The 12929-nt window shown below is 46.8% G+C and carries 15 protein-coding genes; 4 read left to right on the top strand and 11 right to left on the bottom strand.

Annotated features, from left to right (window positions below; genetic code table 11):
• Positions 1-7: 7 nt before the first annotated feature.
• From GI364_RS12645 to GI364_RS12655, 3 genes are all read left to right on the top strand, one after another.
• Entirely contained in the window at positions 8-166 is a 159-nt protein-coding gene (locus GI364_RS12645; protein ID WP_198849656.1) for a hypothetical protein, read from the top strand.
• A gap of 60 nt (positions 167-226) precedes the next feature.
• On the top strand, positions 227-796 hold the full coding sequence (locus tag GI364_RS12650) for a hypothetical protein (protein WP_198849657.1): 570 nt from the start codon (positions 227-229) through the stop codon (positions 794-796).
• A 408-nt stretch (positions 797-1204) separates the two neighbouring features.
• Positions 1205-1876, top strand: a complete 672-nt coding sequence (locus tag GI364_RS12655; protein ID WP_198849658.1) for a PspA/IM30 family protein — start codon at positions 1205-1207, stop codon at positions 1874-1876.
• Positions 1877-2979: 1103 nt separating this feature from the next.
• Here the strand turns inward: GI364_RS12655 and GI364_RS12660 are convergent.
• From GI364_RS12660 to GI364_RS12690, 7 genes are all read right to left on the bottom strand, one after another.
• A complete protein-coding gene (locus GI364_RS12660) occupies positions 2980-4536 on the bottom strand; it encodes a polyamine aminopropyltransferase (RefSeq protein ID WP_198849659.1) in 1557 nt (518 codons plus the stop codon).
• Between the two features lie 118 nt (positions 4537-4654).
• Entirely contained in the window at positions 4655-5425 is a 771-nt protein-coding gene (locus GI364_RS12665; protein ID WP_198849660.1) for an ion channel, read from the bottom strand.
• A 46-nt stretch (positions 5426-5471) separates the two neighbouring features.
• Complete coding sequence (locus GI364_RS12670) at positions 5472-5867, bottom strand: DUF350 domain-containing protein (protein WP_233095771.1); 396 nt, start codon at positions 5865-5867, stop codon at positions 5472-5474.
• Between the two features lie 32 nt (positions 5868-5899).
• Complete coding sequence (locus GI364_RS12675) at positions 5900-6457, bottom strand: DUF4247 domain-containing protein (RefSeq protein WP_198849662.1); 558 nt, start codon at positions 6455-6457, stop codon at positions 5900-5902.
• A gap of 4 nt (positions 6458-6461) precedes the next feature.
• Positions 6462-6965 (bottom strand): DUF4178 domain-containing protein, encoded by a 504-nt coding sequence (locus GI364_RS12680; RefSeq protein ID WP_198849663.1) that lies wholly within the window; start codon positions 6963-6965, stop codon positions 6462-6464.
• 188 nt (positions 6966-7153) lie between these two features.
• On the bottom strand, positions 7154-8572 hold the full coding sequence (locus GI364_RS12685; protein ID WP_198849664.1) for an outer membrane protein assembly factor BamB family protein: 1419 nt from the start codon (positions 8570-8572) through the stop codon (positions 7154-7156).
• A gap of 326 nt (positions 8573-8898) precedes the next feature.
• Positions 8899-9246 (bottom strand): hypothetical protein, encoded by a 348-nt coding sequence (locus tag GI364_RS12690; protein WP_198849665.1) that lies wholly within the window; start codon positions 9244-9246, stop codon positions 8899-8901.
• 224 nt (positions 9247-9470) lie between these two features.
• Here GI364_RS12690 and GI364_RS12695 point away from each other — a divergent pair, with 224 nt between their 5' ends.
• Positions 9471-10229, top strand: a complete 759-nt coding sequence (locus tag GI364_RS12695) for an exodeoxyribonuclease III (RefSeq protein ID WP_198853992.1) — start codon at positions 9471-9473, stop codon at positions 10227-10229.
• A 208-nt stretch (positions 10230-10437) separates the two neighbouring features.
• On the opposite strand, the gene GI364_RS12700 is transcribed toward GI364_RS12695, so the two are convergent.
• The 4 genes from GI364_RS12700 to GI364_RS12715 form a co-directional block, all read right to left on the bottom strand.
• Positions 10438-11142, bottom strand: coding sequence for a S1C family serine protease (locus GI364_RS12700; RefSeq protein ID WP_233095772.1), 705 nt, complete (start codon positions 11140-11142; stop codon positions 10438-10440).
• Positions 11143-11298: 156 nt separating this feature from the next.
• Entirely contained in the window at positions 11299-11637 is a 339-nt protein-coding gene (locus GI364_RS12705; protein ID WP_198849666.1) for a YuzB family protein, read from the bottom strand.
• A gap of 86 nt (positions 11638-11723) precedes the next feature.
• Positions 11724-11897, bottom strand: a complete 174-nt coding sequence (locus tag GI364_RS12710; RefSeq protein ID WP_198849667.1) for a hypothetical protein — start codon at positions 11895-11897, stop codon at positions 11724-11726.
• Between the two features lie 101 nt (positions 11898-11998).
• Positions 11999-12748 carry a DUF2797 domain-containing protein gene (locus tag GI364_RS12715; protein ID WP_233096168.1) on the bottom strand — a complete coding sequence of 250 codons (750 nt, stop codon included), beginning with the start codon at positions 12746-12748 and terminating at the stop codon, positions 11999-12001.
• Between the last annotated feature and the right edge of the window lie 181 nt (positions 12749-12929).

A 12929-nucleotide genomic window follows, 5' to 3' on the forward strand; every position in this document is an offset into this window, starting at 1 on the left:
ACTCAACTTGGACCAGCAGGATGAGCAGGACCAGCAGGACCAGCAGGACCAGCAGGACCAGCAGGATGAGCAGGATGAGACTTTATTCGACAATACTTACACCAAGCATAAGCTTGCTCTTTCGTCGTTCGAGGACGCCATGTGCTGGGCGTCTATCATGCAATAGAACAATTTGAACAATGATTCAATTCCCTCCAATTGAGTGGAAATAAGGAGAGTATAATACATGTCGAAAAACTATTCAGCAAAATACCTCATAACTATGATAGCCATGGGTTCTATTGCAGCCTTAGTCTCCGGTTGCGGTACCCAGTCAGCCGCTTTAGGTCAAGGTACCGCAAAAGCGGCAACTCAAAACACCAGTTCTCAGCAAAACGCAAAACGATTCCAGCCGTCATTTCAGTTAAGTACGAGTCCCTCGTCTCCAGTGGCGGGCAAGGAGTTTACAATGACCATCTCCATGCAGCGTCGAAATGGAAGACTTGGTCAAAGCAGCTCTGGCCCTCATAAATCCGGTAATTTCTCCAATCGTACTGGGGGCCAGCGGCCCTCAAGGACCGGCAACTACGCAAAGTCCGGTAACCAGGCACCAGGAGGCGGCCCAGGCAGAAACTTCAATATGTCTGCGGTTATCACGGGTCCGTCCGTAAAGAAGAATGTCACTCTTACATCCAACCAAGGACAATTTACTGGAAAGACAAGTCTGTCCAAAGCCGGGACCTACACGCTTACGGTGACCATGAACATAGGACCGAGGCAGATTCAAAAGCAATTTACAATAAAGGTAAAGGCCTAGAACCAAGGTAAAGGATCAGAACCAAGGCAATGGCCCAGAACGAAGGCAAAGGCTCAGAACGAAGGCAAAGGCTCAGAACGAAGGCAAAGGCTCAGAACGAAGGCAAAGGCTCAGAACGAAGGCAAAGGCTCAGAACGAAGGCAAAGGCTCAGAACGAAGGCAATGGCCCAGAAGGGGTACCGCCGGCACCTCAGTTGTATTCACAGCCGAACATCTCTGTGCTTATGCTGTGAAGGTGAAACCAGACAGCGTTTTGATGGAGTTTGTCTTACATCTTACACACGACTACGCAGCGGCTCTGCAAAGAAATTGGAAGAAATGTAATTGAGACACAAAATGTGTTGGGTGTATTATCACCGAAAATTATTATATAATTGAATAGCATAATACTAGGAGGGTGATCCGTTCATGGCACTATTTAAGCGGCTTAAAGATGTCACATTGGCTAATATTAATGCTATTTTGGATAAAGCAGAAGACCCAGAAAAGATGGTAGATCAGTATTTGCGCGATATGGAAGACGATCTCGTCGATGTAGAAAAAGCAGTTGCAACCGCTATCGCCAACAAAATGAAGTTTGAAAAGAAAGTTCAAGATGAAAAAGAAATGGTAGAAAAGCGTGAGCAGCAAGCAATGAAGGCACTGGAACAAGGAAATGAGGACCTTGCACGCAGAGCATTAGAAGATAAGAAGATGCACCAAGACAACCTCACCTCTTATGAAAATCAGTACGCAACGACAAAAGCGAGTGCGGATAAATTGCAACACCAACTACAGGAAATGAAGCACCACTATCAACAGATGCTGAACAAACGAGATATCCTAAAAGCTCGTGCACAAACGGCCAAAGCAGAGAAGGAAATTAACCAATCCATGTCCGGTATCGGCAGTGATAATGCCGTTAAAGGATTTGGTAGAATGGAAGACAGAATTACGCAGATGGAAGCTGAAGCCTCAGCCAGCGAATCCATGATGGATTCAAATAAGTCGTTAGACGACGAACTGGATGCGCTCGATAAGTCCAACGTCGACGACGAGCTGGCCGCACTCAAAGCTAAAATGAACAAGGCCAAGGAATAGTCTCCAGTTTTGGAGATGGTTTTCAAGTTCTAACGATAAAGTTCTAACGACGGAAAAGTTCGGCGGGGCTATCCCACAAGGGTTTGGTTCTAACCTTACGGAGAGTCCCCTCGGATCTATCACAACCGCGAAGCTTGAGCTTGAGCCGGACCCAATCCCCGTGCCTGGGGCTGCTTAAGCGGCAGGCTACTTAACCTTCAGACTCTTTGAGCCTAGACCGCAGATAAGCTCCTCTCGGATCGCTATTCTGCTATTTACACTCGAAACCACCGAAATAAGCTCCTCTGGAGTGCCTATCCGGCCCGCCACCCTAAATCCGGTCATTTTAACCGCAGATAAGCTCCTCTGGGATCGCTATTCTGCTATTTGCACCGGAAACCACCGAAATAAGCTCCTCTGGAGTGCCTATCCGGCCCGGCCACCCTAAATCGGGCCACTTGAGCCGCAGATCAACGGAATTGAGCGAAAAACCAGCGGAAATCCTCCACTTGTCCATTACAATTCTAGTTCAGTTTGCCTAATAGGATAAACTTGGTGGAAGGTGCGGCGGACACAGCCAACTAGGCACTCAGTCTGCGCCGCGTTCGTTGTAGTCCCGTTGCTTAGTGATCGTTCTGCTCCCTATCACGATACCCGGCACATAATAGTGATCGATTCGATCACTATCACCGACCTGTCGTGTAAAATAGCGATCCTTATGATCCCTATCAACCACGCTCCATTTTGACGCTCCACAGGTTAGTGTCCATTTATGACACTAATGCATCACGTGAGGAGGAAATAGTGATCGTTGCGATCACTATTGCATGGCCCCTTCGACGATAGGGATCTTTCCAGGCACTAACCACCTTGCCACCTTGCCCGCTCGGTCCGGCCGGCAGAGATGATCAATGAACAAAGGAACCGCAACGTAGTGCAGCATACTGGGAATACGCAGTTCTACCGAGGCGAAAATTCGCACACTCTCTCGGGATGGACCGCATCCGGGCACTTGAGCCAAACAGCAGTGCCTCCGGCATGCGTATCTGGTCGATACTCCACGGCTCGGGCCACTTAATCCGGCCACTTGATCCGGCCATTTGAAGCAGATACGCTGCCGTTGGTTAGTGATAATACTTCCATGCATCATTGTAGTACCTGAGCAAAATCGGGTGATTCAATGTGTTTGGTACCCAGCGCACTGGTTTTCCATTTACCAACATATGACTGTTTTCATCTTTTCCAAATACAAACATTTTCGGCAACAAGGCCTGAGTTAGGAACTTCGTGGGGATCTCCAGGTGCATCTTCGAAATGTCAATCGGTTGTCGGGACGCAATTGTAAATCCCCAATCGCCAAAACTTGGGACATCTACGTGGTACCCCCGAGCATGTAAACCCACGCTGTGCACGGTATCGACAATTGTCCAAAACGCCTTCCTTGCAAACAATGGGCTGGTGGATTGACAGACCATGTACCCGTTTGGCTCCAAATGATTGCGGACAAACGTATAAAAAGTACGAGTATAAAGCTTATTGAGGGACTCGTTGTTCGGGTCCGGAAGATCAATAATAATATCGTCGTATAAATGGCTATGGTGAGTTCCTAGATACTTGAATGCATCCTCGTGGATCACCGTAACTTTCGGATTCAGCAGCGACTTGTGATTAATTTTTGTCATATACGGATTCGTCATCGCAAAGTGGGTCATTTTGGGATCCAAGTCAACTAAAGTGATATGTCTGACGCCTTTATACTTTAACAGACGATTCACGGCGATACCGTCTCCACCTCCGACTACCAAAATGCTTTTATGGCTTGGAGTCAGACTCATTATGGGATCGACCAATGCTTCGTGATAACGGTACTGATCACTTGAAGAAAATTGTATATTCCCGTTTAAGTACAGGCGAACATCGTTGGCTCTCTTGGTCAAAACAATTTTCTGATATTTGGTCTGAATACTTGCCACAATCGGATCGGCATACATTTTCTGCTCAAAACCTGCAGTATACTTATCTCCGACGAGAAACCCTGCGACTAAAAGCACAACGATGGCAATGCCGGTTCCCTGGTACACCCACCGGCGAAGCTTTAATTCATCACGAAATAGGTATGTCACCCAAATGGCAATCAGTGCATTTACTGTTCCTATCAGGAACGCAGTCTTCACCATACCCAGCCACGGACGTAAAATAAGAACAAATGCGATGGCTCCTGCCAAACTGCCGGCGTAATCTGCAAACAGGATGCGCGACGTGCTCTTGTTCACAGTTTGACCCATCTCTTGTGCCTTTCGTATTAGGATAGGAAGTTCTAGACCAGTTAAAGCACCGACCCCAAAGGTTACCAATCTCAAGTAAAACTCGGCAGTGGGAACGCCAAAGTATGCGAGAATCATAAACATAAAAAACGACGAAGTACCTCCGGTCAAAGCGACTCCAAACTCAACCTGAACAAACCGTGAAGCCAAATTCTTGATAATTTTTTCACTGGCAAGTGACCCTAACCCCATGCCACTCAGGAACAGACCAATGGTCCATGCGTATGTAGCTACACTGTCTCCGAAAGCGTACGATCCAACAGCGCCAAACAAAACTTGAAAGACAATGCCGCAAATGCTGACGGCCGCACTGGCAATACTTACATTGCGAATTGTCCTGCCTGTCGTTTTATCCATCAATTGCTTAATCCTCTCTAGTCTCAAAATCTAGTCTCAAAAGGTCCATTCGCTGTCGTGGTTATTTCGTACCAAGCCCTCATCTTTCATACAAAGTCGTCGTTTAAAACTCGGCTTACTACAGCCCAATTTTCTCTACTGCCATCTTGGAAATCGATTGCTGGGACAAAATGTAGGAGTCAACATGTACTGCGGTAAAATTCTTGAGATGAGACTCGTCCAGAATTTCGGCAGTAGAATGTGCACTAGAGTTCAGCCGCTCCACCGTGGTGGCAATCAGCAGTGTTTTACCATCTGCAAGTGTCGATCGCTGAATCTTATCGTCAGAAAATATGAGCACGGCCTTTGCTTGTGTTATGTTTGCCCGCAGCAGGGTCTCGTCGAGGGCTGGCGGTCCTTGGACATATACAACTCCGTTCTCGGAGCAAGGGTTCGATTCAATTTCATCGACCAGTACAATTTTATGTTTGCTGTTTCTACTTAAAATCTCCCGAATGGCAAAGTAGGCCTTCTGAGACCATCCAATAATAATGATGTGATTGGTACCTTTGTAATCCAAAAGACCACGCTCCCGCCGGTTTCTCATCACAGAAAACAAGTCCAGAAACTTCCCAATGATTACTCCAAGCAGGCCAATGCCTACTACAAACAAGAACATTGCATAAATGCGGCCCTCGGTTGTCTTGGGAGCATAATCGCCGTAGCCTACTGTACTCATGGTCGTTAATGTCCACCACAGTCCATCGAACACTGTAGGAAATTCCTTTGGCTCAATCGCGTGGACGAAAACGGAACTGAATGCAACTAAGCAAAGAGTGGACAGCAGTAGAATCCAATTGTTTAACTTTGCAATTTTAAAGTAGAGCCGTCTTATGTGAAATATAATCATACAGTGCAGTCACCTCAAGAAGAGAGAGAGGCAGTTTGCCTCTCATTTAAGTGATACTCGGACCAATAATGAATGAGAACGAGAGGGATATGAAAAAGCTTAAAATGGCGACTGCCCGGTTATCTTTTGCAATGGCATCATCTAGGTTGATTTTGGGCGTAACTGCATTAAACAGGAAATAGATGAAAATTAATAAGACGAGGCCTACGAGTCCCCAAAGCAGGGTTTGTCCAATGTTATCATTCCCGGAGATAGCAAACCGAAGAATGTTGGCAATGCCAAGTAGCTTTCCGCTGGTGGCGATAGACACAGACACATTTCCTTTTTTAATCTCTTCCCAATCGTTGTACTTCGTCGTCACCTCTATTACGAAAAATGAAACCAGCAGAAATGCGCCGCAAGCTATAAAATATACCAGCGTTGCCACAAAAGGATTACTCATAATCATCTTCCTCCATAACCGTTAAAGGATTTTTACTTTCCTGCATGAGGCCCTCCGCTTCGCACACGACTGTTGTATGTACTCGCGGACTCAATCCGAATACCGCCAGAATTCCCGGCATTTTTGGCTAATCTTCCCGATCTCGTTACATATCCGTCATATCCCATTCCAGCTGGATAAGATCGATAACGATGCCAGCCAAACATGTTATCTAAGATAGAAGCTGTTAAGTATCCAGCTAGGAACGAGTGGTCGTAATGGTCTTTCACAAACTGCTGTGAAGACACTTCTATCAGACTATTTTGTGGACTTTTTGGATCCTGTTCGATTTGAACCAAATCCGATCTGTATAACAAAAACATCCGCTTGGCGTCCACTTTACTTATTTCCTTGGGTTTGTTCTTTTTCTTTAACCATTGTGCAACCTGAGGAACTGTCTCATTTGCCGCTTCATAAACCTTCGACGTATTTCCTTGATTGTCCTGAACGACGTTTACAAGTGGGAACTTATTTGAAATTGTACTGTGGGGAGAGCAGCCGGATACGAGCAGTACTACTGCAAGCACAGCTGGAAGCAGAAACTTCTTCAAGTCATCACGTCCTTGAGATAATCTCAATTTCTTTCTCAGTTACCTCATATCCTTTGCTGATTTCAAAGTCTGGACCCCATTGTTCAAAGCATAAAAAATGCTCTTCGTCCTCCGTTTCAAAATCCCAGTATGTGACTCGCTGACCGACCACAGCTCCGGCTTTCCCCCACACCTCATCGATGACTGCGGTACCCTTCTCGTCCCTGTAGTACCTGCGTCCATCATAATCAACCTTATTGTCGTTGGGCGAACCCATTGTTGTAGGTAGTTTTTCATAGACACCCAACTCCAACTCGTCGTCTAACTCCACAGACAGCCAGAGGTCCTTAGACGGACTTTGCAGGTGGTAGTCATACCACTTGTAGCCAGAGTCATTGTACGTCAGTTTTCCTACAACCTCATAGTTCTCCAAGTCGAAATAAATAATGTCACCCTGCTGTAGATTAAAAAGAGTCCTCCTTTCTGCGGGCTGAGAATTTTTCTTGAATAAGTTCGAAAAAAGACCCATGTTCGTCCCCCTACTCCGTTTATAACACCCTATTATCCGGTTCTACACACATTTTACCATGACTTCCGCTAAATTAGTCTCCAAAGTGAATTAGGCTTTTGAAGAAATCGGTTGGGAAAAGTGGGACAGCACCGTTGCGAGAACATAGACCACTCTCTCGACATCGGTGCTGGTGAATCCTCTATTTATCAGCGGCTCCGGCGATATCTCCACACCCAAGTAAGCAGTGAAATCAGTATGAGACCTCCGACTGCAATGGATAGTACGGCGGCTTTGGAAAAGCCTGCGGTTCTCACCGGGGAATTGGGCAACTTCGCTGATGCAGACTGAGGCTGAGGGGCCGGCTTTTGTTTCACGCCGGAAATTTCATATGTGGGCATCATGTAGACATTGTGGTCCTGACTCCCAATAATCAAGTAGTGGTTAATAATAATTGGGCCGGCCGGCGCTAAAACGCCCCCAATGTGCTTTGTCCCCAATTCCTTGCCGGTCTTTGTCTTCAATGCATACACGTTTCCCTGTGCATTTGAAAAATAAACAATTCCATTGTCCGCTACCGGCGGCGCCTTCATCATTCCACTGTTAAACGTCCAGAGTCTCTTTCCGGTTTTTAAGTCAAGTGCGTAAAACGTCTTCGTGATGGGACTACCAACAAAGACTTTACCATTGTAAATCATAGGTGCACCAGATTTGTTATTGGAAACTAGACTTCCGCTCCCCAGTTTTTCTTGCCAAATCAACTGCCCTGTTTCAGCATTCATAGCATATATTTCATGTGTCACCTCAGTCTCACTGCCAGGTACAGGCAGCAGGCCCGTGGTGACTACGATATTGTCACTGACCGCTGGAGGTACATCGTCCATTCCTGCTGACACATGAGGAAATGGATGCTTCCATAGGATTGTTCGCTGCTTCAGGTTCACTGCAAAGAACTGATATGCATTAGCACCCCCAAAATACAGCACCCCGTTGGAAACAACTGGTGATGACATGCTCACATATGATCCTAAAGCGAGTTGCCACTCAACTTTTCCCGTACTTCGATTCAACTCATAGAGATGTTTGCCGCCGGTGACTACGTAAACGTTTCCTTGATATACGACTGGGGTGGGCATGACTTCCCCGCTAGTCGGAAAATCCCATAGTATTTTCCCTGTCTGAGCGTTGAGAGACAACACGCCGCTCTTTCCAGTACCCCGCAGTCCATTTTGCTGAAAGTTTCGATTACCGTACCCGACGAATATTTGGCCTTGATAATAGTCCATCGCTGAATGAACCCAGTTAGGCGCCTTATTTTGCCAATTCAGTTTCCCAGTCTTTAGATTAAAGGAGTTCAAAGTGCCAGTAAGGTGATTTCCGATGTAGAGGCTGTTGCCTGCGACAACCGGTGTAGCACGTATCTGGTTGTCTGTTTTAAAAATTCTCATCGTTGCCTTAATGTTGGCGCTACCGGTGTTATAGACGGGATTGTCTTGTGGATTTCCTCGATACATGGTCCAACTGGAAGGACCAAATGCTGTAGAATTCGCCGCATAAGCCGTTTGCAAAAACGGACTGAAAGCTATAGCCAAAAACACTGTCAGCAGCCACGTTAGGACTCGTCGCAAAATTTTACACCTGCCTCAGTATAGTATGTTCTTGAAATAATTTCTCCGACTATAGTTTAGTTGCTACGACCAGGGCATTTATGGAGGCGGATTGAAGATGGTATGGAGAGTTTGTGGAGACCGACTAAGTTGAAGCGAGAGAAAGACGGTTTGGGAAAGTGTTACATTGTGTCGGTGAAATGGGAATCGCTCCTCAAAATGCAGAAAGAGGCTACCCTGAAGTGGAGTATCCTCTTTACCAAAGCATAGATGCGTAGTGTCAATCGCCTCAATCTTACCCAATATTACCCAATATTACCCAATCTTTCCTCACTGTGCCTCACTGACTAATTCCGAAAAGAACTGATGGACTCAGAGACTGGTGATTTCGCCTTCAGTCGCTTGCGGCCTTTGGCACCTCGTCTTCTGGACTTATTGAGTTTGACTGGTCTCTCAGGTTCACCAATGACTTTGTGGACTTGTGACTGCAACTTTGCTAATTCTGACTTCAATTCGTCTTCCGTCATGCCGCGAATTGTCGCTTCAATGCGCGGGAACATGCGACTTGCAGCATCGCGCATCATCATCCCCTGTACACCTGTAGCCTGCTGTAAGCCTCTATCCAAATACTTTCGAACCAGCTGCATCATCCGGTCATGCATAGTCGTACCCGGTCTTTCGTCGTTCGCTTCCACAAGTTCGCCCCCCTTTTTCACACCGTTGGCTCGTCGCTCTTTGGCCACAATGTATGCAAGGGGCTGACATCGAGAGACGGCGACCGCACTGGGTCATTTCAATCCGGGCCAGACCCGAGTCCAACTGCTTCCCTCAGTCAGAAATAAATGTGAGTTGCAAATTCATCACTCTTCTGACTCTATGCTAAACTGAAAGTATTGCAAGTGCAAAGGTGGTTAAGACTCTGAAACTAGTTTCGTGGAACGTCAACGGCTTAAGGGCCTGTGTGAAAAAGGGATTCTATGATTACTTTCAAAGTGTAAATGCAGACATCTTCTGCGTACAGGAAACAAAGTTGCAGAAGGGGCAGATTGACCTGCAAATCGGCCAAACCTATCAACAGTATTGGAACTACGCCTTGAAAAAGGGATATTCAGGCACGGCGGTATTTTCCAAGTCCGGGGCAGGGTCTGTCTGTTACGGACTGGAGGACGCTACAGAGCCGGAGGGCCGCGTCATCACTCTTGACTACCCTAATTTCTATTTAGTAAACGTATATACACCAAATGCGAAGAGGGATTTGTCCCGGCTCGATTATCGGTTGGAATGGGAAGAACGGTTTCGACGCTACCTGTTGGCACTGGATGAAGAGAAACCAGTGATTGCTTGTGGAGATATGAATGTAGCGCATCAGGAAATTGATTTAAAAAACGCCAAGAATAATCGCGGCAACTCTGGCTTTACCGATGCAGAACGGCAGAAAATGACGCAGCTATTAGATGCCGGCTTTACCGATGCCTTCCGCCACCTCTATCCTGAGCGCACAGACGCCTATTCATGGTGGTCGTACATGGCAAAAGTCCGGGAACGCAACATCGGCTGGCGCATTGACTACTTCTTGGTTTCCGCCAGACTGGAGTCCTATATTAATGAGGTCTACATGGATGCCGATGTGTATGGAAGTGATCACTGTCCTGTCGTGCTGGAGATGACAGACTTCTGACCGACATCTCACGTACAATTCTGCAACTCATCTCCCTCGTCTCCCTCGTCTCCTCCAACTGTATTCGTGCAGCAGCAGAGTCGTTTGAATCATTTGCGATGTGGAGGACCAGTACCTGGTTGCTCAACATCAAAAAAGCGGCGTGTCAGTATCTCCTACTCACACGCCTTACCACAAACCTATGATATTCTCGGAATGAACACTCTATTTACAAGATTTGCTTCAAGGAATCCTGTAATACGTCTGCGGCAATTGCGAAGCCGATGCCTTGTGAACTCTGGCTCACTGCTGTATTCATACCTACGACTTCTCCCCGCAAGTTAATCAGCGGACCGCCGCTGTTGCCCCGGTTGATGGCTGCATCAGTCTGGATGAGGCTCGGATACTCTCTGTCGCCAATCTGCAGTCCGCGTCCGGTCGCGCTAATAATGCCAGCTGTGATGGTGGAGTCAAGACCGAGAGGAGAACCGATGGCCAATACCCACTCCCCAGCCCGTGCTCGGCGGTCTTTTCGTATCTTCAAAATGTGACCGCTAAATGGAACGTCTGCCTTTAGCACTGCAATGTCGTGCAAGTAGTCTGTCCCAACAACGGTGGCAGTAACAGGTTTCTTTCGACCTCTGTAACGTAGATTTACACGCGTTGCATCGTGAATGACGTGTTCGTTGGTTAGGATGTACCCTTGGCGATGGAAGACAAATCCGGTTCCAATGTTGACACTTTGAAACGGTGTGTTCCGCTCCCACGGCATTCCGAATGAAAACATACGGTTTGAATTTTGCTCGTGTACCACTTCAATTCCAACAACGGCCTTCTGGTACCGTTCCACTATGGACACAAAATTGGGTAAAGCTGTGTGTGTACTTTGCACAGAGTGTTGACGAGTTCTCTTGCCTCGTGCTGGTTGTTGCACCTGATGTCACCTCACTTCTGAGGGATGGGACAATTGTCTGAACCATCATATTCGTATACTCCGCCATTAGTGAGATGAGTCGTCATTAATGTGTTTTTGCCTATCTAAAAAGCCGCCTCGAAGGCGGCTTGGGCGTTATCAACTATAAACTGTAGATTATTTCTTTGCTGCGCTTGCCTCATCTTGGTTTTCTTTAGATGCACTGTCCTCTGCCGCAGCATCCTGTGCAGCCGCATAAGTACCTGGAAGTGTCTCTTCTTCAAGGAATGCCATGCCTTGTTTTAATTTGATGTACAAACCTCTGGGGTCTCGCGCAGCAATAATCGCGTTATTCCTTAAAACGAAGGGCACGTCTGTGCAAAGTCCGCACACATCGACGCAGTCTTCCACCTTCATTTCTACATCAGGATATTCTTCCTTGAGTAGGTCATAGACCGATTGTGAGTGGTGTTCCAGGTTTTTTTTGCACCATTTCATGCTCATTGACGAAGCCATTGTAAGCCAACCCCTTTGTGGAACATGCTACCTTTATCATAACTCAAATTCCACAGTCTTGGTAAGAGCCACAGGCAAAAATGGTTTCAACCTTGTGAACTTCGATATCTAATTCCGTAATTTCCCCTCCGTGTTCGGAACACCTGAACTTTCACCGGGTTTTCATCGGCGTGCAGCATCCTGTCATCACGCACACACATAGCAACATATGATGCAACCGATTTGGATTCGTATAAGCGGGCCTCATATACCCAAGACATCCTGGTGCCTCCTTTACCCGCTTAGCATCCCCAAGTGAACTCAAGCTATCCCTTCCTCAAAACGTGCCAAAGTGCACGTCCACAATGGCGGCAGACATGTCTCAACCGGCCGAAACGGATAATTCAATGTCATAACCCGCATGCTTTTTCAGATTAAGTACACCTTCATCAAGCAAAACATACTGTCCTTTTAATCCACGAATCCGCCCGACTATATCGCCTTGCTTGTCCAATGAAAGAGAAGTAAGTTTTGGTTCGAACAAGTCATCCTGTGGAAACGAAAACTGCCGAGGTTGCTCATGCTCTCGGAGTAAATACGGTTCCCAAGCAGTATCCAACCGTTCCAATACCTCCCTCTTCTTTTCTAGCAGGTCAATCTGCGGTGATCCACCAATCAACATTTTTCTCCAGTTTGTTTTGTCGGGTACGTGTTTAGCGATTTCCATCTCGAGTTCTCCAGCAAGTTTGCGAGTGGGCACTTCTGCCAAGAGTACAGCCTGCTCCGCGCCTTGTTCCATCCAACGCGTTAACTCGCGCCCTTTCCTGGTCAGACCGACTTTTATATCACTGCTGACCGCCAGATAAACATAGTGAGGGATGAAACAGTGAGCTTGACCCCAATCCTCATCTCTGCACGTGCCATTGTGAAAATGACATTCGTGAGGCTTTACAATGCACAAATCACATTCAGCCAAGGAGCGCATACATGGAAAACAATATCCATTCTGGTACAACTTCTTAACCCGTCGTCCACAATGGATGCATTCTTTACGCGACGTGAAATGAATCGACAGTTCCTGCCCGACCCGCAACGGGACAACTGTACTGTCCAACTGAAGTTCGTAGGACACTGTCTCACCGAACGTATGAATAAGACCTTGGATCAATCCGTGGTGTTCAGTCAATCTATAGATACCTCGCTTTCCAAGACAATTGAATCAGCGTCATGGGTCCACAGCACCAAGTGTCAAAAGACCGGGCGTGACCAAGGTGTCGTTGCAAATCAAACACTCTAATGTATCATTGCAAGTT

The organism is Alicyclobacillus sp. SO9 (assembly GCF_016406125.1).
In the GTDB taxonomy this organism is placed as follows: Bacteria; Bacillota; Bacilli; order Alicyclobacillales; family Alicyclobacillaceae; genus SO9.